This is a genomic window from Cytobacillus sp. Hz8 (assembly GCF_042263505.1).
GTDB lineage: Bacteria > Bacillota > Bacilli > Bacillales > Cytobacillaceae > Bacillus_BE.
Genome location: NZ_JBHKFI010000011.1, coordinates 89,154 through 109,160, shown reverse-complemented (window position 1 = coordinate 109,160; position 20,007 = coordinate 89,154). Strand labels below are relative to the sequence as shown.

Sequence of the window (20,007 nt, the reverse complement as noted above, 5' to 3'; positions counted from 1 at the left end):
TTAACCAATCAGGTTAATCCATAAATTCAAATTCATATTCTAACAACTTAACGGTATCTCCATTTTTGGCTCCTCTTGCCCGTAATGCATCATCAACACCCATTCCCCTTAGCTGACGTGCAAATCGTTTAATGGATTCATCTCTTGTGAAGTCCGTCATTTTGAACAATCGCTCAATGGAATACCCAGAAAGAACAAAGCTTCCATCAGAATCTCTTGTAATTTCGAAATCCGGTTTCTCTGCCTCATGCTTATATAAGACTCTGTTTATGGTTTGTGCATCTTGCTCTTCTTCATGAATGAGTGGGAATTCTGATGTTTGATCGAGCTTATCCGCAATCGCGAACAGCAAATCTCTGAGCCCTTTTCGGGTAATGGCTGAAATCGGGAAAATCGGATAATCCTCTTTGAGCTGAGATTTAAATTGCTTTAAATTTTCCTCCGCATTCGGCATATCCATTTTATTGGCTACAATAATCTGTGGACGTTCTGTAAGGCGCAGATTGTATTCCGTCAATTCATTGTTGATGGTCGTATAATCCTCGTAAGGATCGCGCCCTTCCATCGCAGCCATATCAATGACATGGACAATAACCCTTGTTCTTTCAATATGACGTAAAAATTGATGTCCTAGTCCAACTCCAGAGTGTGCCCCTTCAATCAATCCAGGAAGATCGGCCATGACAAAGCTTCTTCCATCCTCAGTCTCCACCATCCCTAAATTCGGAACATTCGTAGTAAAATGATATTCCGCAATCTTCGGTCTTGCCGCTGAAACAACAGATAGCAAGGTTGATTTCCCGACACTTGGGTAACCTACTAGCCCCACATCGGCTAATAGCTTTAATTCAAGGATAACGTCTTTTTCTTGCCCCGGCTCTCCTTTTTCAGAAAGCTCAGGTGCCGGATTAGCAGGTGTTGCAAAACGTGAATTCCCTCTGCCTCCTCTTCCGCCCTTCGCAATAACAGCCCGTTGACCATGCTCGGTTAAATCAGCAATAATTTCTTTTGTTTCGGCATCTGAAACCACAGTACCTGGTGGAACCTTGACAATCATGTCCTTTGCATTTTTTCCATGCTGATTTTTAGACATCCCATGTTCTCCGCGAGGGGCTTTAAAATGACGTTGGTAACGGAAGTCCATCAATGTACGAAGGCCTTCCTCCACTTCAAATACAACATTTGCTCCTTTTCCACCGTCCCCACCAGCTGGACCACCCTTTGGAACATATTTTTCACGGCGGAATGCAACCATACCGTTGCCACCATCGCCGCCTTTAACATAAATTTTGACTTGATCTACAAACATATTTTTCCTCCCGTCGCAAGTCTTTTAAAAGAATGAATATCACCTGACGAGAACCGTTCTATTTTTCATTCCTTCGTTTCGTTATTGGGTAAGAAGAATTCGAGCGTTAGCTCACATTCAGAAAATTGCTGAACCTTCACTCCTATTTCTAAAGATAGTTGACTCTTTAGAAAATCTTCCATATGGTCTTTACTAATTATTATCCCGCTAAAATCAAAAAAGAAACCGATTCCTTTCGCTTGTGGTTCTATTGTTATAGAAAGGTAATTATCATGAAATTTCTTAATAGACTCATCTAATACTTCAAAAAAAACATTTGTCCAATTTGCTAAACGATGATCATCAGCACACAGATGATTTTGTTCAACACATTCGAATTCTAATTGAAATAAATGATTTTCCCAATTGCAAGTAAGCAGTAATGAGGCAAACTGAGGTAAATTCATATTGGAAAGCTTTGATTGATGCTTGCTCTCTGCAACAATTTCATCAATAATTTCATTGACACGTGCGATATTATTTAAGGAAATATTCCCTTTGATTAATTGAATTTGATTTAGCCAATCATGTCTTGCGTGCCTTAGCACCTCTATTGTATTCCAGTCCCTTTTCATTGTAGCACTCCTACACACACAGTTTCCTCTTTAGGCTAGTATACCAAAAATATAAACAATCGCATGATTAATTTCATATTTTTCCTGTAAAACCTACATCATACAGCCAAAATTGTACTTTGGACTATGTAAGTCAAAAATTCTTATGTAAAAATGATTCCAAACAAAAACAAAACTCTAACCAAGCCTGGTTAGAGTTTTGTAAAGTAATTAAGCTTCTTGAGCTACTGGGTAAACGCTCACTTGCTTACGGTCACGTCCTAAACGTTCGAACTTAACAACACCATCTACTTTTGCAAATAGAGTATCGTCGCCGCCTTTACCTACGTTCACACCTGGATAGATTTTTGTTCCACGTTGACGATAAAGGATAGAACCGCCAGTTACGAATTGACCATCTGCACGCTTCGCACCAAGGCGCTTCGAGATAGAGTCACGTCCGTTCTTTGTAGAACCTACTCCTTTTTTAGAAGCAAAGAACTGAAGATCTAATCTTAACATTTATTTCCACCTCCTACTTTTTGAAGGTAATTTTTATGTGATCACCATAATCTCTTTCAATCGTTTGCAGTGAGACAAGCATTCCTTCAAGCAACAGTTGAACTTTCTCTTGTGTCTCTTCTTTTAAATCATCTGGAATCACACATTGGAGAAAGCCGCTATCACTCTGTTCGATTTCAGGAGTAACACCTGTTAGTGCCATAATAGAGTTAATCGCACCAATCGATACGGCAGAAACCCCTGCACAAACAATGTCATTTCCATGATTAGCAAACAAGGCATGACCACTCAAAGTAAAGGATTGAATATTCCCGGATTCAGTACGTTTTAAATTGACATGAATCATCTTAAATCGCCTTACGCGTTGATTTTTTCAATTACAACTTTTGTGTATGGCTGACGATGACCTTGCTTCTTACGATTGTTTTTCTTCGCTTTGTATTTGAAAACAATGATCTTTTTCGCGCGACCTTGTTTTTCAACTTTTGCTGTGACAGTTGCTCCCTCTACAACAGGACTACCAACTTTAACGTTGTCACCACCAACGAATAAAACCTTATCAAATGTAAATGTTTCGCCTGCTTCAGCGTTAAGCTTTTCAATATAGATAGCTTGACCTTCTTCTACACGGATTTGCTTACCACCTGTTTCGATAATTGCGTACATGAAATGCACCTCCTTATAAACTAAGACTCGCCATGGACAGGCGTTTTGCGAAATAAGCAAAAGCTTAGTACCTGTTTTGAGCGGTTGTAGCACGGTGCGCTACAAACATAACATTAGAATCCTATCATAATTTAGTCGTTTATGTCAATAGAAAAAGCAAGGTCAGCTATTAAACCATCAGGCTAACCTTCATTATTGAATATCGGAAATACTCCCAATTTGTCTAATTTCATAATATGGCTTAAATGCCTCTTTTAAAGAGAAAAAGATTTTCAAACCAATGGCTTCCTCAAGCCTCTTTTTATGTTCATTCTGCTCCCCGCAAAATAAAGATTTTACTTCGGCAGTTGTCTCAATGTATATCCCTTCTGCATCTGAATTTCGATGCTCCCAAAGCTCCCTTTCTAGCCGAAAAGCAATGGTTTCCGTGCTTATGACTTTTCCTGTTCCCTCACAAGTAGGGCATTTCATCTCTAATGCCTCGGATAAGGAGACTTTGGTCTTCTTTCTCGTTAATTGCAGGATGCCAAGAGAGGTAAAACCAATCACTTTTGTTCTTCGGTCATCCTTTGTGAGCTCCTGCTCGAGCCGCCTTTGAACTAGTTTTCGTTCCTCCTCCTTTTTCATATCAATAAAATCAATCAATATCATCCCGGCTAAATCCCTTAGACGAATTTGGCGCGCAATTTCCTCGGCAGCCCATTCATTTGTTTTTAATACCGTCGCTTCTAAATCATTCTTTCCGGAAAACTTTCCTGTATTCACATCAATAATCGTTAAGGCTTCCGCATAATCAAAAATAAGATAAGCTCCATTTGGCAGCCATACGATGCGTTTTAAGGCCTTCTCCACCTCATGCTCTACATGATAGGCGGAGAAAATATTTTCCCTCTTGGAATACCATAGAATCTCTATCTTAGGATTCATCTTCCAAGAATCCAGTTTCTTTTTCATCTCTCCATCATCGATAACAACTTGGCCCTCATCCCAGGTTCTTAATTCCCTTTCCACTTCTTCCATAAACGTATCTCGAGATAGAATAAGTCCAGGTTTTTTCATTGATAGAAATTGTTTCATCAAACTCTGATTTTTCCCCCGTAATTCATCAAGCTCCGATCGTACGTCCTCTTTCGCCTGTCCTTCACATTCGGTTCGAAAGATCATTCCTTCATCCACTGTTTTTATCTCATAGCCTAAGCTACGCCACTTCGCTCTCTCTTCTTCTTGTTTGATTTTCTTTGAGACAGCCACATAGCGTCCATATGGCATATAAATAACATATTCACCCGAAAATTCAACGATTCCGGTAAGACGGGCTCCTTTTGTACCAGCAGCATCCTTTTCCACCTGAACAAGAAGCCTTTCCCCTTGATGAACAAATGATGAGATTCTCTGCTGCTGCTTTTCCTCCTTGGGAACATCCAATTGAAGAAAGGATAAAAGCTTATCGCGATGAAGGTAGCCACCCTTTTTTTCACCAAAATCGACAAAGGCTGCATCCATTCCGGGCAAAACCTTTGTCACAATCCCTAAATAAATATTTCCTACGGATGATTGCTGTTCAGGCTGTTCGATGAAAATTTTATCCACTTTATCATTTTTCAAAAGGGCAAAACGTTTTTCTCTTCCTGTATAATTCACTACTAATGTATTCAAGCTCTTTCCTCGTTTCCTGCAAATAGGGTAAATCTTTTTCTCAATAATAATATAGCAAATCTCCCACCTTTGCAGTCAAAAGCTTGTCAGAAAAAAATACATGCAAGAGTTCATTTTCATCCAATGTCCCAATCTCACTCCCATTCCCCTCAATGACGATTGGATGTTTGCAGCCTCTACGAAATCGTTTTAAAACATTCACTACCAATTCGTCTTTTTGTACCGTTATTGGCTGCAAAGAGCGAAAATCCGGGTTTTTCCCATAATACCTTTCCAGTAGAAATCGCATGAAAAGAAACCTGTGCTGCCGCCATTCGAAATAGAGTGAAAATAATAAAAAGGCGACAATCATCCATACATTCAAATTAAACGGATTCATGAAAAGATTCGTCAAAATAAAGATGACAAGACTTCCAATTGAAAGAAAAATCGTATTCATATGAGCTTCAGGAAAAGGCTGTTTCAGTGATAGAAGCAAAAATAGCAGCTTCCCACCATCTAGCGGCCAAATGGGGAGAAGATTAAAGAGAAGGATCATCCCATTATATTGAACAAATAGCTGATAAATGTCCTCAGGAACAAGGTTTAATGAATAGCCAATAGCTCCCACTAAAAATAACCAAAGATGCTGAAGAGGACCTGCTAAAATAACCCAAGCTTCTTCCCTCAATGGGCGATTCCCATGCTCATCCATTTCTGCCACCCCTCCAAAGGGCAACAGAGATATTTTCTTAATGCGCCACGAAAAAGAATTCGCCATCATTGCATGTCCCATTTCATGGATGAAAATGATGAGAAAAAGAATGGAGAGATCTTGAAAATGCGCCGTAACAATCGAAAGAGCAGCGACAGCCCAAAATAACGGATGAATCTGAAGTTTTCTCATCAAGCTGAAAAAATTATTCAAATTTAATCACCTGAATAGGGTCGATAAAATCATCACCCTTTTTAATCGCAAAATAAAATTCCCCTTTCTCTCCATCTTTGCTATCACTTGCTTTCCCCACAATATCGCCTTTTTCAATAAAATCATAAGGATCCACTTCCACCTGCGCTAAATTGCCATACCATGACTCACTCTTATCTGGATGCTGAATAATCACGGTACGACCAAACCCGTCTTTTGTTCCCACAAAGCTGACAAGGCCTTCCTCCATTGCATCAACAGTTGCTTCCTTGCTCGTTTCAATGGCAACCCTTTGTCCATTTGAGCTAAATTGCTCTAAGATTTTACCTGAGGCTGGCATTGCATACTCGCCTTCGTTCCCATCGGATTTATCCTTTTCTTTATCTGAGTGATTAAAAGGTAGGATCGCAAGCGGCTTTCCAAATTGCTTCTCATACCAATTAGATACAAAAGCAAATTGAAATTCATTTTCCATTGTTTTTGTAATAAAGGATCGAGTTGGATCCAGAGTCGGGCTATCATTGCGAAAGAGAATAGCCAGAACCAAAACAAGTGCTGCAGAGAATAAAATTTTGAAAACAAAAATTTCCTTTTTGAATAAAGGATGGCTTTTCTCCTCATGTCCTCCTTCAAAAGTAGTCACTTTATCAAAGCCATACTTTTCTTCTTCCTCAGGCCATAAAAAGCGATTATTCAAATTTTTCGACATTCTCTCTTTTTCTCTTTTTCGATTTTCAATTCTTTTTCGAACTTCATCTGCACGAGATCGCATTTCCCCCACCAATCCTTATTATTCTTTTGTACAAGTCTATGAGTCGCATGATGGGTGTATGACAAAAAAAAGAAACCAAACTAGGTAGTTTGATTTCACTTTGCACCGAAGAACTTTTTCAGTTTTGAAAACATTCCTTTAGAATCTTGCTCGAGTGACTGTAGGGGAACGGATTCACCAAGTATCCTCCTCGCAATATTGCGATAGGCGATGGAGGCCCTGCTGTTCGGATTTAATGCGATGGGCTCTCCATGGTTAGAAGCTTTAATGACTTCATCATCATCAGCTACAATCCCCATTAAATCAATGGAAAGATGGGCTGTAATTTCATCGACATCGAGCATATCTCCATTTTTCATAAGATGATTTCGAATTCGGTTTATGACAAGTTTTGGAGGTTCCACATTCTCTTCTTTTTCGAGCAATCCAATAATTCGATCAGCATCACGAACCGCAGATACTTCTGGAGTCGTGACAACAATCGCTTTATCCGCCCCAGCTACCGCATTTCGATAGCCTTGTTCAATTCCCGCTGGACAATCAATGATAATATAATCATAGTCTTGCTTTAATCCATCTATTAATTGCTTCATCTGCTCTGGATTAACAGCTGTTTTATCAGAAGTTTGTGCAGCTGGTAGCAAAAATAATAAATCATCAAATCGCTTATCTTTGACAAGAGCCTGATGGACTTTGCACCTGCCTTCAACTACATCGACTAAATCATATATAATTCTATTCTCAAGACCCATCACAACATCTAAGTTTCTAAGGCCTATATCCGTGTCCACCAAGCACACACGTTTTCCTTGAAGAGCCAAAGCTGTTCCAATATTAGCAGATGTTGTTGTTTTGCCAACTCCGCCTTTTCCAGATGTCACAACAATTGCTTCTCCCACTTTAGCGTCCCCCTTCCAATCTAGTTAAATTCGGTCTAAGATGTGATAACACTTGTAATCTATCAATGATAATCTGATCACTCGCATCAATAAATGCGCATTCCATTTCCCTTTTCTCATTTTCAAGATAGTGGTCCGGCGCGCGATTAATACAACTGCTGATTCTTAATTGTGAAGGTTTCATGACAGAAGCCGCTATGATGGCTTCATCATTTCCATTGAACCCTGCATGGGCAATTCCCTTTAAAGCACCTAAAATAAAAATATTGCCTCCAGCCCTCACGGTACCACCTGGATTTACATCGCCAATCAATAAAAGATCTCCAGGGACCTCAAGGATTTGTCCAGAGCGGATTACCTTCGCAACCGATACAATTTCATTTTCAGCTTTTTTTTGCTCTGCTTCTTCCTTTGTAATCACATTAGATACGAGAGATTCCACCACAAGATTTCGTTTTTGGCGAACTAAATCCTTGATAGTTCCCTCTTGTTCTAGTGTTAAATAGCGATTACCAAGTTTTATTGTAACAGAAATAAGTGGACGATCATCCACTGAAATTGAACTTTCGGATAATTTTTCATCTAATTCTTTCAAAAGCTCATCAAAGGAGCAATGATCATCAAGATGTAAGGATATTCCTTCTTTTGTACCCTTTATGACAACAATCTGTGATTTCTTCATGTCAAGATGTTCACCTCAGGTTAGATAACATAAGCGCCTCATTCTAAAGGTCAGCGCCAGCATCGTGAAGTTGTTACTATAGGACCACCAATTCTTGAAGTCAGCTAAAATAAATAATTCGACAAATCTAGCTATTTTCCTCTTTTTCTCAGTGGACATCTTTTTCTTTTTTAAAAAAAGCACCTGAAAGAACTTCACGTTTGAGCATCTTAATCAAATCAGGATTCGATGCCCCTTATGAAGCCTCTTCAGTGTTTTTCTCAAAGAACCTCTTTAAAGGATAAATAACGATAATCGTAAATGCAAGGTTCAAAACAATCGTTGGAAATAGGCGGCTGTATAAAAAGGTGGTAAAGCCCATATCCGTGATCTTAATGAGAAAATTCATCTCATAAGCGCCAAGCTCAAGCAATGCCACCCCAATCGCGGTCACAATACTAGAGATAAAGACATTGGTTTGAAAAATTCGCATCAAAATGGAAATGATATAAGCAACAAGCGGGAACATAAATAAATAAATACCTAGGATTTCTGTATAGACAATATCAAACAAAAGCCCAAATATTAATCCGTAAATAATTCCCTGCTTTTTACTACCATATATCGTTAATAAAAGAATAGCCACCATTAAAAAATGAGGCACTAATATCCATTCGCCCCTTGCAATCAGATTAGAGAATAGTTCAACAAATATACTTTCAAGGATAAAAAGGAAGGCAAAAATTATCGGAAGAAGGAATCTTCTCACAGGTCTTCCTCCTCGCCCTCTATTTCATCACTAAAATCCGGCTGCATCATTTCTCTTTTGACAACCATCACATTTTCAACATCATAGAAATTCGCTCCGGGCTGGACATAAGCTGTCTGCGTTAAACCATTTTCATCCGGTTCCACCTCAACTACCTTTCCAATCGTGAGCCCTTTTGGAAAGACACCTCCAAGTCCTGAGGTAATGACCATTTGATTCTTCTTAACACTAGCTTTAGATGGAATTCGCTTTAATAATAACAGCTCTTTCTTCTCATCATATCCATTGATAATGCCATATGCTGGTTTTTTTCCTTGAATAACCGCGGAAATTCGGTTCGTATGATCCATTGAACTTAATAATTGGATTGTCGCACTAAATTGATTACTGCTTTTCACTTTCCCAATTAGTCCATTTGCTGTAATAACAGCCATATTCTTCTTAACTCCATTGACCTTACCTTTATTGATGATTAATAATTCATTCCATAGATCTGGATTTCTACCAATTACCGTTGCTTGAATTGGTGAAAAGCTTCTTAAATCATCCTTTTTATCAAGGATCCCTCTTAAGTCATCATTTTCTTTTTTTAATTCTTGGACATCTGCTTCTAATTTCGCAAGCTCATCCAGTCTTGATTTAAGCTTTTTGTTCTCTTGATATGTATTTTGCAAGTCTTGCACGTTTGAAAAAAAGCCTGCAACATAATGGGCTGGTCTTGAAAAAACGGTTTGAACCCAGCCGGTTGTGTCTTTCACAAATTGTTCCGGCCAGGTCAAATTATCCTTTTCTTTTAAGGAAAACCCAATCAATGCCACGAGAAGAATGATGCTAACAAGCAAAATAATCAGGCGTTTATTCAAAAAGAATTGTGGCATTCTTTTACACCTCTTAATCCTTATTTATCTATTTCTGAAACCGAGTTTTTTTGCCTCTCCCGATTTTCCATTTGGTCTTATAACTTGTCCTCTTTATTAAAAGACCTGACCCTGCCTAGAAAGAGATTCCATTAACGAGAATCTCTTGATTTATTTTTAAATAAATGGATGTGATCCAATGCTTTTCCTGTTCCGATCGCTACACAGTCTAGTGGAGTTTCGGCAATTAATACCGGCATTTTGGTTTCATCACTAATCACTTTATCTAGATTACGTAATAATGCTCCGCCACCTGTTAACACAATGCCGCGGTCCATAATATCTGCCGCTAATTCAGGAGGTGTTTTTTCAAGTGTCACTTTCACGGCATCGACAATGGCATACACTGTATCATGTAAAGCTTTCGCAATTTCCTCAGCAGAGATTTCAATTGTTTTTGGCAAGCCCGTTAATAAATCGCGGCCACGAATTTCCATATTGTCAATCCCTTCTGGATCGCCAGCAGAACCGATTTCAACTTTAATCGTCTCAGCTGTTCTATCGCCAATAAGGAGATTGTAGGATTTGCGAATATAGTTAATAATAGCTTCGTCCATTTCATCACCGGCAATGCGAATGGATTGGCTTGTCACGATTCCTCCAAGAGAAATAATCGCTACTTCCGTTGTACCTCCACCGATATCCACGACCATGCTTCCCGTTGGCTCCCATACAGGCAAATTCGCCCCGATAGCCGCTGCAAATGGTTCTTCAATGGTATAAGCATCCCTCGCTCCTGCTTGGCGTGTAGCATCGATTACAGCCCGCTCTTCAACAGCCGTAATGCCTGAAGGAACACAGACCATTACATATGGTTTCCCAGAAAACATACCTTTCGTATGAATAGCCTGCTTTATATAATAATTCATCATTGTTGCGGTTGTTTCATAATCAGCAATAACTCCATCCTTCATTGGTCTGAGGGCTACAACATTACCTGGTGTACGTCCAATCATATTTTTTGCATCATTTCCGACAGCGACAATGGTTTTCGTGTCCGTTTGAAATGCTACTACGGAAGGTTCACGTACAACAATCCCCTTTCCTTTTACATATACGAGTGTATTCGCTGTTCCTAAATCAATTCCGAGATCTCTTGTCCCAATTCCAAACATAGTTGTATCTCCCTTTCTAAACTTGAAGTTGCCAATTTTTAAAGCTAGGATTTATCTGTTTTGATATTTGCAAACTCAAGAACTAACTTTTTCATTATAATATTATCATCAAAAAAATCATAACCATTATTATAGCCTAACGTCAAATAAAATCATAGTGTTATAAATACCCTTTTTCCTTCAAACTGACAAATTTATTTTCTCCAATGATCAAATGATCTAATAGCTCAATCCCTATAATTTTACCACACTCCGCTAAACGTTTCGTAACCTCAATATCTTCGCGGCTTGGCGCGGGGTCGTAGGGTAGGAACCATGCGCCTTACTTTGTTTCCAAAGCAGGTTTCACAACTCCCCCCTCAGAACCGTACGTACACCTTTCAGCGTATACGGCTCGCCAGTTGATTAATAGGAATTTGCTTCTCATGGTGGTCATGATGGCACTTATAACACAGGACAAGTGTCTTTCGGTTCCGTTCAATCATAATTTTGTCCAAATATGTTAAGCTACGCTTATTCTTAATGTCCTTTAACTTTCGAACATGATGAACTTCCATCTGACCTTCTGTTGTACCGCATGCTTCACAGTGATTTGCTAATAAGCGTTGTTCAAATTCTGTTCTTCCTGAATATTTTAATGTATTAACAAGTGTATCTATTTCAGAAGAATCTGCTTTAATAGCACCTTTATGCTTAGGTAAGTCCTTAAGTTTAACAAATTGATGAAGTTTTTCGTTACCATGCTTGTCCTTCCTAGTTAAACATAGAACACCTTGTTTGTGCGTTCTCATGCTAGATGCAACCTTCATAGAAGTATTTCTCCGCTTATTAGCAATGGTTTTGATAAAACTACTTTCAGCTAGATAGAATAACTTGTCCAAATTATGATAGTTATTTGCTAACATATAGTAATTTGCAATTCCACGCAGTTCCGCATTATAGGTATACATGATTTCTATCTCTGAATTGTTAATTAGTTTTGCTCTGTGGATTATTCTAAAAATTTCCAAGTTTCCATATCCATTTTTTATTGCAAATTCTTTGATTTTCTTTTCAGGGATTTCTAACTTAATTGCACCTGATAGAGTACGCTTTTTCAATGGATACTTTTGGTTTTTATACATGACTCTCTTGACCTTTATCTCATTCCATCTTCTGAATTCGTATCCCAGAAAGGGAATCGAATGTTCCAAATGAGTAATAAGCGTTTTTTCTTCGTTAAGGTCAAGCAGAAGTTCCTCTTTAAGAAAATTTTTGATTATTTCCTTCATGTTGACTGCACTTTGTTTAGAACCAGCGATACCAATCACGAAATCATCAGCATACCGAACATATTTCATTCTGCGATAATTTTCATCCAAAGGGTCTATTGATGGAATCCTAATTTGCTTAGTTTTTAGTTCTTGAATGTTTAGGATTAATTCTTCTCGCCCTTCCCAAAATTGATGTCCCTTTCTTTCGTCAAGCCTTTTAATCTTTCTGGACAAGGTGCTGATTGTTGAACGTATCTTGATGTATTCATCATTTCTCACTCTGATTTTACCTTTATCGAACTTCTCCATTTGTTTTTCCATAAACAGATCAAACTCATGAAGATAGATATTGGCTAACAAAGGTGAGATAATACCTCCCTGTGGCGTACCGCTATATGTTTTATAATATGTCCAATTTTCCATAACACCGCTAGTAACCGCATTGTGAATAAGAAGCAGGAAACGGTGGTCGTGAATTTTCTTTGAAATTAGTTTGAATAATACAGAATGGTCAATATGGTCGAAAAAGCCTTTTATGTCTCCTTCGATGCACCATGTTAACCCTTTCCATGTGTTTTTGATTTGGGATAGTGCTGTATGACAGCTTCTTCCTTCTCTAAACCCATGAGAGTTGTCTGAGAACACTAGCTCAAATACATTTTCCAGTATCATTCTCATGACTTCCTGTACCATCTTATCTATAAAGTTAGGAACTCCTAGAGGTCTCTTTTTACCATTAGATTTTGGAATGTAAACCCTTCTTACAGGTGCAAAGCGAAATGTTCCAGCTTTTAATTTCTCTATAATGTCATCTATTTTTTGTAAACTGAAACCATCTATTGTTTCTTCTGATATTCCTTTTGTTAGATTCCCTGCATTCGGGTATAGTTTTGCATATGCTTTAATCCACAGCTCTTTGCTATACATGAGACGGTAACAATCCGTAATGATGTTTCCTTTTTGAGAAGCATTTCTTATAACGTCTAACTGTCGAAATGGATTTTTTGCCATGTTCATGACTCCTTTCTCGTTAACGTTAACATCAACCTATCTCCCTTCCCCCTGCTAAACTCATTACAAGCAAACGTTGGGTACTATGGAGACTCCGTTACCATATGCAATTTTCAAAACCTAAAGTCTAATAGCCAAAATGACGCTTGCACTTAGGTAATCCCTGCATTATGCGCAAATTTAGATGCGTGATGGTTAGGTATCCCTTTCGACGTTTTCCTCTAGTTAAGGATTGAAGGACAAACCTTACTATGGGCAGGAATGCGGAGATTTCCAACAGACGCTCTGGCGATACGTCTCCCATTTTGTCCTCATTGCCTGTTAGCTATCGTAGACAACGGCGCACCCATCGCTCATTCGTCTAGGATTCAAGCAGTATAGCTTTTACCATACATCACTTGGTCTGAAGAACTGACTCGACGTTAGATAGCTTTGTCGTCTCTTCTCCTTTTCACATCATGCTCTGTTCCCTATGTTGGGTTTCCCCTCAAGGTAAGATGCTGACCATAGAACATTGTAAGGAGTTCTAGATTTCTTTAGAAATCGCTAAAACTACGCACCTTGCAGGCGCACGCCGGAGGGATGGTTGTGAAGGCAAATAATGGAAGCGGCTGATCGTTTAAAAGCTTCTTTATACACTTCGCGGGGATGCACGATCGAGGCATTTAGGCTGCCAATGAAGATGGTTTTCTTATGAAGTACTTGATTTTTGGTGTTGAGATAGAGGCAAACGAAATGTTCCTGGGAGAGAAATCTCATCTCATTCATCATGTACTTTGCTCCATCCTCAGGAGAGCGAATAACATAGCGGTCTTGATAAGCGAGGTTTGACACTCTTCTTCCTATTTCTACAGCCGCCAAAATTTGAATCGCCTTAGCCATACCAATCCCTTTGATTGAGGTAATTTCGTCAACCGTCGCATCTTTAAGCAATCTTAATCCTTCAAAATGGGTTAATAAGCGATTCGATAATTGAAGGACAGATTCTTCCTTTGTACCTGTTCTAAGTAAAATAGCGATTAATTCATGATTGGAAAGACTTTGTGCCCCACTCTGAAGAAATCTTTCTCTTGGCCGTTCATCTTGTGGGAAGTCTCTAATCATTAACGTTTCCTTTGGCAATTACTATTCCTCCTTACCAAACATGATGATAAAGAAGTTAGCAAATGATTATCATTTCCCTTCTTTTCGAAAATGAAAGCCCATTTTTGCAAGTTCTCGAACCGTTCTTGAAATAGGGAGGCCTACAACGGAAAAATAATCTCCAACAATTCCTTTAACAAGGATGCTGCCGAAGCCCTGTATTCCATAGGCACCTGCCTTATCAAACGGTTCACCGGTGTTAAGATAAGAGTCAATCTCATCATCTGTTAACTCCCAAAACACCACATCTGTTTTTTCAAAAAATTGATGAATCTCATTTTCTTTCGCAATGGCCACACCTGTATAAACAGAATGTGTATTGCCAGACAAGCGACTTAACATTTGAAATGCTTCATCTCGATCCTTAGGCTTCCCTAATATTTCCTCATCAATAACCACGACAGTATCTGAGCCAATCACATAGGCCTCTGGATTCTGTTTAGCTACATGCCCAGCTTTTCGCGATGCCAGTTCCATAACAACCTCTTGTGGTTTTAAATGAGGATCATAGCTTTCATCTACATCGCTACTGGAAACCCGAAAAGATATCTGAAGATTTTCAAGAAGTTCTTTACGCCGAGGAGACGAAGAGGCTAAAATGAGGGTTTGCATACAATCACCTGACCTTAAAAATTTTGTCTAAAAAGGAAGATACATGACTATCGTATCAAAAATATGTCAATGGAACAATTTGATTTTGAAAAAAATGACAATTTTCATCAAATAAATAGAGTCTGTCGAATTAAAACGAACAGACTCTTTTCAAAATGTGTTATTTCCCGGAAAATATACGATATTTGTTGAATGCTGTCTTTAAATATATTATTTTATCCTTGACTATTATTCACTAGTAAGTGAATGATACTTTGCTAGAATCGATAAAAGGTCTTTCTGAACGTCAAATTTACTTTGACTTAATTGATTCCCGGCTTTCTCTGCATCTTCCTTTATTCCAATTATTGTCTTGTTATTAACATTCTTATCCTTGATTTGCTTAAGCTTTTCTATTTGACTTGAAAGAGCATGACTAGAATCACTGGAAGGAGTATCACCGAGAGCTAATGAGGAATATTGTTGGACAAGCAACTGATAGGTATCTGGAATGAGAGTTAGTAATTTCTGTTCGTCTTTATTAAATTTCACTTTAGTCTCACCACCTGTACTCCATTCCTTTGCATAGACACCAATATCTTTATCTTTGAATTCAGAACTTAAAGATTTAGCATTCTCCAGCGTATCTGCAGTGCCCACAAACAGAAAGAAATTTCCATCAAATGTGACGATTTCACTCGGAAAACCAGCCGCCATGATGATCTCCTGCTGCTGCTCAGCCGATTCCTTACTTGAAAATACTCCAGCTTGAATAATATTCGTTGTGAGGGTAGGCAATGGAATCGCTTTGTTTCCATTTGAACTTGCCTGTGTGTTTGTCTCATTGTTTTCCAAATTTCCATTTTCTAATATGGTTGGTTGATTCTTAGGATGATCGTTCGTTAATAGTTTAAGCATGAAAAATCCAAAGCTTGTCCCAAGGATAATAGCAAAGGCAACTGAAATAATGATCGATGGATTCCATTTTGGCATTCGTCCTTTACTAGTACTTTTGGGATAAACGGAAGATTTCCCCTTCTTAGGAGAAGTAGAGTAGTTGATTTTATATTCTTTTAACTCCTCATCTGCCTGTTCTGGAAGAATCCAATCAAAGTGGTCCTCCATTTTTTCCTCTGCAGCAGCAAGTTGCTCGGTTAAATCGAGTTCTTTAGACAGCATGGATTCTTCTTCCACTTTTCTGAGTTTCTCGACTTTATCTGAGTCATTCGTCACAACGGCTTCATCAAATGGATGTTCATTTCCATTTATTTTGATCGTGATGGTTCGATTCTTTTGTTTGCTTTCCATGTTTGACCTCCCCTCATCTAACTAGTTTTTTCCATCCTATCATAATCAAAAAAAAAAATAACAAGACTTTTGTCGTCTTGTTATCGAATGCTTTCGTCAATTTTTTTAAGAGATTATAATCAAGTATTATCTAGATCTGCAATGGAATAAGAAGGATTTGCCCAACAGTGACTGATTCATTCTTAAGATGATTAGCGTCCATGATAATCTTAACTCCATCTTTAGAATGGAAGAATTCCATCGCAATTTTTGTCAAAGTATCTCCCTTTTTGACTGTATATTTTAGTATTTTTTTATTCTCGTTTGTATTCGTATCATTGGCTGATTCATTATTATTATGATTTGGCGTATCCGTTGTTGTATCAGGCTTTTCTTCCGTGTTATTATTCTCGTTATTTTGATTATTATTATTCGTATTATTATCATCTGAATTTGTAACAGAGTCATCAACATTGCTTTCAATTTCGCTGCTATTATAATCACCAAAATCAATTAATGGATTTTTCTTATTGCTTGGTGCCGGTGCATCAATTTTTGGCAGTTGATTAATTAAATCCGTTAATCCAGGCATATAGAAGGCAGAAAGCGTTATCTTATAAGTTAAAGGTTTATTCGTTTGATCAGTTGAGATAATTTCATCGTTTGCACTAAAATCAATTGCTTCTACGACAACAATCCGAGTCGAAGCTTCAAGAATTTGCAGAAACTTTTCAAGCTCAAAATAGCTTGGTGATTCAATATTTAAATTGACGGTTAGCTTTTTCACCCCGGTTGGAAGGGGAATTGTATTTTCCTTCGATTGCTCTTCTTCTGTTGTAGCTTGATTCGTCTGATCCTGCTTTTCGTTTGTACTATCTGATTTCTGCTGATCTTGGTTACCTTCCATATCCGCTTCCTGGAATTCCATATTCACAACAAAGCTTCCGGAAATTGTTTCTGCCTTTTCGATATCAAGAAGAAGCTGCTCGGACAACGGCTTAACCGGTACACTCTGCTGTAGAGCTACTGTACTCTCAAATGTACTGGATTTCGTATCTGTTATTTTATTTTGGAGAACTGACAGAATTTTTTCTTGTGCGGATAATTCCTGCTCCTTTTGCTTCACGTCCTCTAATTTCGGTGAAACGATTAGAAAATAGACACCCGCAACCATTGCTAAGAGAACAAGAACCGAAACAGTCACCGTGACCGTTTTATTTCTCAAAAAACTTATATTCATGAATCATCTCCCCCTTTCTTATCGGAAGGATCTGAATCATCGTTTTGTTTTTTAATATCTTCCTTTACAATATCTTGATTTAGCGTAATTTCATATTCTCCAAGATAACGCGGAACATATTTTTCATTTTTAATTTTAGTATCATCCATCTTTTGGCCGAGTTTTTTATCGTAAAAGGCAGTCGCCGCATCCAGCTTATTCAGCTTTGCATCCTTAATCCATTCTGAATCAAGCAAGGTCGTCAAATAATAGGCGGCATCACGATTCGTCTCGAATTGGACCCCTACCGTAAGCACTCCTGTCTCCTCATATTTAATACTTTGAATAAAGCCTCGTTCAGGCAACAGTGAAGTGAGCTTTTTAATAACAGAAACCGTTTTAATAGGATAATCCTTTGCCCAGGAAACCGCATTCTCCAGCTCTGCTAGGGAATTAGAGGATTCATATTTGACGATTTTCTGTTGCTCGATGGCGATGGTATTTTCCGTTGTAGAAATCTGCCTATTTAATTGGTCGATTTTCGTGTTTGTCGAATAATTAAACCAATAGAATGCCAGACCCGCTATGACTAGGATGACAAGTCCGATTATTCCCAGCAATAAAAAGGACATTCTTTTCTCCTCTTTTTGAGGTAATAGATTAATTTCAACGAGCATCTATTGCACCCCTTTTAACGCAAGGCCTAATAAAAGATAATGCGTCACTGGAAAATGGATCTCAGTAGGAACAACTCCATTATATGAAATGGTTTCAATCGGAGTATCTAATCGTTCTCCAAGGTCCTTCTTAATCTTTAATAGCATTGGATGATCTCCGTTTAATAAAATTTTGGAAACCTGCTTTTGCCCTTGATGCAAGGAATAACGATAAAAGTCCATAATTCGAGTGATTTCTTTATACGAATCTTCAAATTGCATGGATAAATTTCGTTCATCACCGATAAACTTTAATTCATAATTTCCTTCGTGATTTAGTTTTATATCCCATTGATTCTCATCAAAATCGAGTGGAAGATGATGCATGAAAAATGGAATCGTATTTTCAAAGATGCAAATATTGACGGAATTTAAATTAAATTGGACAACCAGTAAATCTTCGTCTTTATGAGCCAAATCTAGGTGATGGTAGAGTCGATATAACGCAAGCGGTGAAATCTCTGCCTCTATCGGTTTTAAATTTAAGTGAGAAAATAAATCCACGTAATCCATCACATTCTCTTCTTGCGCAGCAAATAACAATAATTCCTTTTTGTCTTCTTTTTCTCCTAAGACAATACAATCAAACACAGGCTCATCAAAGGGGAGATGAATGCTTGATCCAAGCTCTAAATATAAATACCCTTTGATTTCATCATCGCTGATCACAGATGGAATGGAAAGCTTCCGGATAATCACAAAAGACTCCGGGATGAGAAAGCGAATTTGGCGATTCCGCAATTTCCAATCATGAATGCATTCCTCTAAAATACTCGTGAGGGATTCAAAATCGAGAATTTTCCCATTATTAATGATTCCATTTGGCAACAATCGCTCTCCCCATTTACTCGCAATCGGAGGTTTTACTTGCTTTAACTCTAAATATCGAATGGCGTGGTCATTAATCACGAGATTAACTACATTACCTTTTCGCGAAAATCGAGATAAAACCATATTCCATTAACCCCTTATTTAAGATTCCTATTAATCTAGTTCAATTAACAACCAGTCTTACATTACTCACAACTGATAGTTAATTCAACCAATTAATACGAAAGCGCTACTATTCCTCTATTATCCTACAAAAACTGACAAAAATCACGGATAATTATGCAAAAAAAGGAATATCCCTGATTCTTATTGTTGCAATCAATAGGTATAAAGAATCAGGGAATTACATTTCAAATGATCGAGATAGAAGATTTAAATAGGCATGAACAATTTCAAAATGAAAATAATAGGCCGTGAGCGTTCCCATAACAATAAAAGGTCCAAAAGGAATCGGTTTTCCCTTTTTCACAATTTTGAAGAGCATCCCTACTAAGCCTAATACCGCACCAAATACCGTAGAAAGAAAAAAAGCAAGCAACAAAATTTTCGTTCCTACAACAAAGCCAATGAGAGCAAATAATTTAATATCACCGCCACCCATGCCGCCCTTACTAATGACAGCAATCAGAAGCAGCAAAATAAAACCAACACCCGCTCCAAGCACTGAATCCCACCATGGAGTCAGCGGGATATAAATCCGCTCCACTAAAAAAATCCCTGCAAACACAAGTAACACTTTATCAGGGATTATCATATAATGAACGTCTGATACAAAAATAATCATAAACAGCGAGATCAACGTCCAAGCGACAAATAACTCAGAAGTCCAGCCAAGAACCAGTGGCGCTGACACAAACAGGATCCCCGTCATCAATTCCACGATTGGATAAATGGGAGAAATGCGCGCCCTGCATTGACGGCATTTCCCTCCTTGAATGATAAACGATAACACCGGGATGAGCTCAATTGCTGTTAACTGGTGGTGGCAGTTAGGGCAAGCTGAGCGTGGTGTTATGATGGATTGTTTGAGCGGGACTCTTAGGCCGACTACGTTGTAGAAGGAACCGAGTATTATTCCAATAATAAAAAGATAAGAAAATAGTATAAACATTTCGTAATCCTTTAATTTATTTTATAATCAATTCATTTTTCTGTTATTCATTCACTTAT

At 38.2% G+C, this 20,007-nt stretch carries 20 protein-coding genes, 2 pseudogenes and 1 other annotated feature; all 22 genes and pseudogenes read right to left on the bottom strand.

Annotated features, from left to right (window positions below):
• Positions 1-13: 13 nt before the first annotated feature.
• Positions 14-1,309, bottom strand: a complete 1,296-nt coding sequence (gene obgE / locus ACE38V_RS14525; protein WP_375842245.1) for a GTPase ObgE — start codon at positions 1,307-1,309, stop codon at positions 14-16.
• Between the two features lie 65 nt (positions 1,310-1,374).
• Positions 1,375-1,923 (bottom strand): Spo0B C-terminal domain-containing protein, encoded by a 549-nt coding sequence (locus ACE38V_RS14520; protein WP_375842244.1) that lies wholly within the window; start codon positions 1,921-1,923, stop codon positions 1,375-1,377.
• 210 nt (positions 1,924-2,133) lie between these two features.
• Positions 2,134-2,424: a 50S ribosomal protein L27 gene (gene rpmA, locus ACE38V_RS14515; protein WP_126407387.1), complete on the bottom strand. Its 291-nt coding sequence runs from the start codon at positions 2,422-2,424 to the stop codon at positions 2,134-2,136.
• Between the two features lie 13 nt (positions 2,425-2,437).
• Positions 2,438-2,770 carry a ribosomal-processing cysteine protease Prp gene (locus tag ACE38V_RS14510; protein ID WP_375842242.1) on the bottom strand — a complete coding sequence of 111 codons (333 nt, stop codon included), beginning with the start codon at positions 2,768-2,770 and terminating at the stop codon, positions 2,438-2,440.
• Positions 2,771-2,781: 11 nt separating this feature from the next.
• Positions 2,782-3,090, bottom strand: a complete 309-nt coding sequence (gene rplU, locus ACE38V_RS14505) for a 50S ribosomal protein L21 (RefSeq protein WP_375842240.1) — start codon at positions 3,088-3,090, stop codon at positions 2,782-2,784.
• 13 nt (positions 3,091-3,103) lie between these two features.
• Positions 3,104-3,186: a sequence feature (ribosomal protein L21 leader region), on the bottom strand.
• 96 nt (positions 3,187-3,282) lie between these two features.
• Positions 3,283-4,746: an Rne/Rng family ribonuclease gene (locus ACE38V_RS14500; protein WP_375842239.1), complete on the bottom strand. Its 1,464-nt coding sequence runs from the start codon at positions 4,744-4,746 to the stop codon at positions 3,283-3,285.
• Between the two features lie 40 nt (positions 4,747-4,786).
• Positions 4,787-5,653 (bottom strand): site-2 protease family protein, encoded by an 867-nt coding sequence (locus tag ACE38V_RS14495; protein WP_375842237.1) that lies wholly within the window; start codon positions 5,651-5,653, stop codon positions 4,787-4,789.
• Positions 5,646-6,425, bottom strand: coding sequence for a peptidoglycan DD-metalloendopeptidase family protein (locus tag ACE38V_RS14490; RefSeq protein WP_375842236.1), 780 nt, complete (start codon positions 6,423-6,425; stop codon positions 5,646-5,648). Before ACE38V_RS14490 ends, ACE38V_RS14495 begins: the two co-directional genes overlap by 8 nt.
• 95 nt (positions 6,426-6,520) lie before the next feature.
• The gene (gene minD / locus ACE38V_RS14485) at positions 6,521-7,324 is read right to left on the bottom strand and encodes a septum site-determining protein MinD (RefSeq protein WP_375842234.1); all 804 of its coding nucleotides are present in this window, start codon (positions 7,322-7,324) and stop codon (positions 6,521-6,523) included.
• A gap of 1 nt (position 7,325) precedes the next feature.
• On the bottom strand, positions 7,326-8,006 hold the full coding sequence (gene minC / locus ACE38V_RS14480; RefSeq protein ID WP_375842232.1) for a septum site-determining protein MinC: 681 nt from the start codon (positions 8,004-8,006) through the stop codon (positions 7,326-7,328).
• Between the two features lie 235 nt (positions 8,007-8,241).
• Entirely contained in the window at positions 8,242-8,754 is a 513-nt protein-coding gene (mreD, locus tag ACE38V_RS14475; protein WP_375842231.1) for a rod shape-determining protein MreD, read from the bottom strand.
• The gene (mreC, locus tag ACE38V_RS14470; protein ID WP_375842229.1) at positions 8,751-9,632 is read right to left on the bottom strand and encodes a rod shape-determining protein MreC; all 882 of its coding nucleotides are present in this window, start codon (positions 9,630-9,632) and stop codon (positions 8,751-8,753) included. Before mreC ends, mreD begins: the two co-directional genes overlap by 4 nt.
• Before the next feature lie 131 nt (positions 9,633-9,763).
• Entirely contained in the window at positions 9,764-10,786 is a 1,023-nt protein-coding gene (locus tag ACE38V_RS14465; protein WP_375842227.1) for a rod shape-determining protein, read from the bottom strand.
• A 160-nt stretch (positions 10,787-10,946) separates the two neighbouring features.
• A pseudogene (locus tag ACE38V_RS14460) lies at positions 10,947-11,087 on the bottom strand (JAB domain-containing protein); the annotation flags it as partial.
• Between the two features lie 79 nt (positions 11,088-11,166).
• Positions 11,167-13,050: a reverse transcriptase domain-containing protein gene (locus ACE38V_RS14455; protein ID WP_375842226.1), complete on the bottom strand. Its 1,884-nt coding sequence runs from the start codon at positions 13,048-13,050 to the stop codon at positions 11,167-11,169.
• 573 nt (positions 13,051-13,623) lie between these two features.
• A pseudogene (gene radC / locus ACE38V_RS14450) lies at positions 13,624-14,154 on the bottom strand (RadC family protein); the annotation flags it as partial.
• A 69-nt stretch (positions 14,155-14,223) separates the two neighbouring features.
• The gene (locus tag ACE38V_RS14445; RefSeq protein ID WP_375842224.1) at positions 14,224-14,805 is read right to left on the bottom strand and encodes a Maf family protein; all 582 of its coding nucleotides are present in this window, start codon (positions 14,803-14,805) and stop codon (positions 14,224-14,226) included.
• Positions 14,806-15,033: 228 nt separating this feature from the next.
• Positions 15,034-16,092 carry a hypothetical protein gene (locus ACE38V_RS14440; protein WP_375842223.1) on the bottom strand — a complete coding sequence of 353 codons (1,059 nt, stop codon included), beginning with the start codon at positions 16,090-16,092 and terminating at the stop codon, positions 15,034-15,036.
• A 130-nt stretch (positions 16,093-16,222) separates the two neighbouring features.
• Positions 16,223-17,311, bottom strand: a complete 1,089-nt coding sequence (locus ACE38V_RS14435) for a LysM peptidoglycan-binding domain-containing protein (protein ID WP_375842222.1) — start codon at positions 17,309-17,311, stop codon at positions 16,223-16,225.
• Complete coding sequence (locus tag ACE38V_RS14430; RefSeq protein WP_375842221.1) at positions 17,308-17,967, bottom strand: PilN domain-containing protein; 660 nt, start codon at positions 17,965-17,967, stop codon at positions 17,308-17,310. The genes ACE38V_RS14435 and ACE38V_RS14430 overlap by 4 nt, the downstream gene beginning before the upstream one ends.
• Positions 17,968-18,960 carry a type IV pilus biogenesis protein PilM gene (gene pilM / locus ACE38V_RS14425; RefSeq protein WP_375842219.1) on the bottom strand — a complete coding sequence of 331 codons (993 nt, stop codon included), beginning with the start codon at positions 18,958-18,960 and terminating at the stop codon, positions 17,968-17,970.
• Between the two features lie 220 nt (positions 18,961-19,180).
• Positions 19,181-19,948, bottom strand: a complete 768-nt coding sequence (locus ACE38V_RS14420) for a prepilin peptidase (protein ID WP_375842217.1) — start codon at positions 19,946-19,948, stop codon at positions 19,181-19,183.
• Positions 19,949-20,007 lie beyond the last annotated feature (59 nt).

What these genes read in the sequence shown, in the direction of transcription:
- obgE (WP_375842245.1), bottom strand. Translation starts at nt 1,309, where the DNA reads ATGTTTGTAGATCAAGTCAAAATTTATGTTAAAGGCGGCGATGGTGGC.
- ACE38V_RS14520 (WP_375842244.1), bottom strand. Translation starts at nt 1,923, where the DNA reads ATGAAAAGGGACTGGAATACAATAGAGGTGCTAAGGCACGCAAGACAT.
- rpmA (WP_126407387.1), bottom strand. Translation starts at nt 2,424, where the DNA reads ATGTTAAGATTAGATCTTCAGTTCTTTGCTTCTAAAAAAGGAGTAGGT.
- ACE38V_RS14510 (WP_375842242.1), bottom strand. Translation starts at nt 2,770, where the DNA reads ATGATTCATGTCAATTTAAAACGTACTGAATCCGGGAATATTCAATCC.
- rplU (WP_375842240.1), bottom strand. Translation starts at nt 3,090, where the DNA reads ATGTACGCAATTATCGAAACAGGTGGTAAGCAAATCCGTGTAGAAGAA.
- ACE38V_RS14490 (WP_375842236.1), bottom strand. Translation starts at nt 6,425, where the DNA reads ATGCGATCTCGTGCAGATGAAGTTCGAAAAAGAATTGAAAATCGAAAA.
- minC (WP_375842232.1), bottom strand. Translation starts at nt 8,006, where the DNA reads ATGAAGAAATCACAGATTGTTGTCATAAAGGGTACAAAAGAAGGAATA.
- mreC (WP_375842229.1), bottom strand. Translation starts at nt 9,632, where the DNA reads ATGCCACAATTCTTTTTGAATAAACGCCTGATTATTTTGCTTGTTAGC.
- ACE38V_RS14465 (WP_375842227.1), bottom strand. Translation starts at nt 10,786, where the DNA reads ATGTTTGGAATTGGGACAAGAGATCTCGGAATTGATTTAGGAACAGCG.
- ACE38V_RS14455 (WP_375842226.1), bottom strand. Translation starts at nt 13,050, where the DNA reads ATGGCAAAAAATCCATTTCGACAGTTAGACGTTATAAGAAATGCTTCT.
- ACE38V_RS14445 (WP_375842224.1), bottom strand. Translation starts at nt 14,805, where the DNA reads ATGCAAACCCTCATTTTAGCCTCTTCGTCTCCTCGGCGTAAAGAACTT.
- ACE38V_RS14440 (WP_375842223.1), bottom strand. Translation starts at nt 16,092, where the DNA reads ATGGAAAGCAAACAAAAGAATCGAACCATCACGATCAAAATAAATGGA.
- ACE38V_RS14435 (WP_375842222.1), bottom strand. Translation starts at nt 17,311, where the DNA reads ATGAATATAAGTTTTTTGAGAAATAAAACGGTCACGGTGACTGTTTCG.
- ACE38V_RS14430 (WP_375842221.1), bottom strand. Translation starts at nt 17,967, where the DNA reads ATGCTCGTTGAAATTAATCTATTACCTCAAAAAGAGGAGAAAAGAATG.
- pilM (WP_375842219.1), bottom strand. Translation starts at nt 18,960, where the DNA reads ATGGTTTTATCTCGATTTTCGCGAAAAGGTAATGTAGTTAATCTCGTG.
- ACE38V_RS14420 (WP_375842217.1), bottom strand. Translation starts at nt 19,948, where the DNA reads ATGTTTATACTATTTTCTTATCTTTTTATTATTGGAATAATACTCGGT.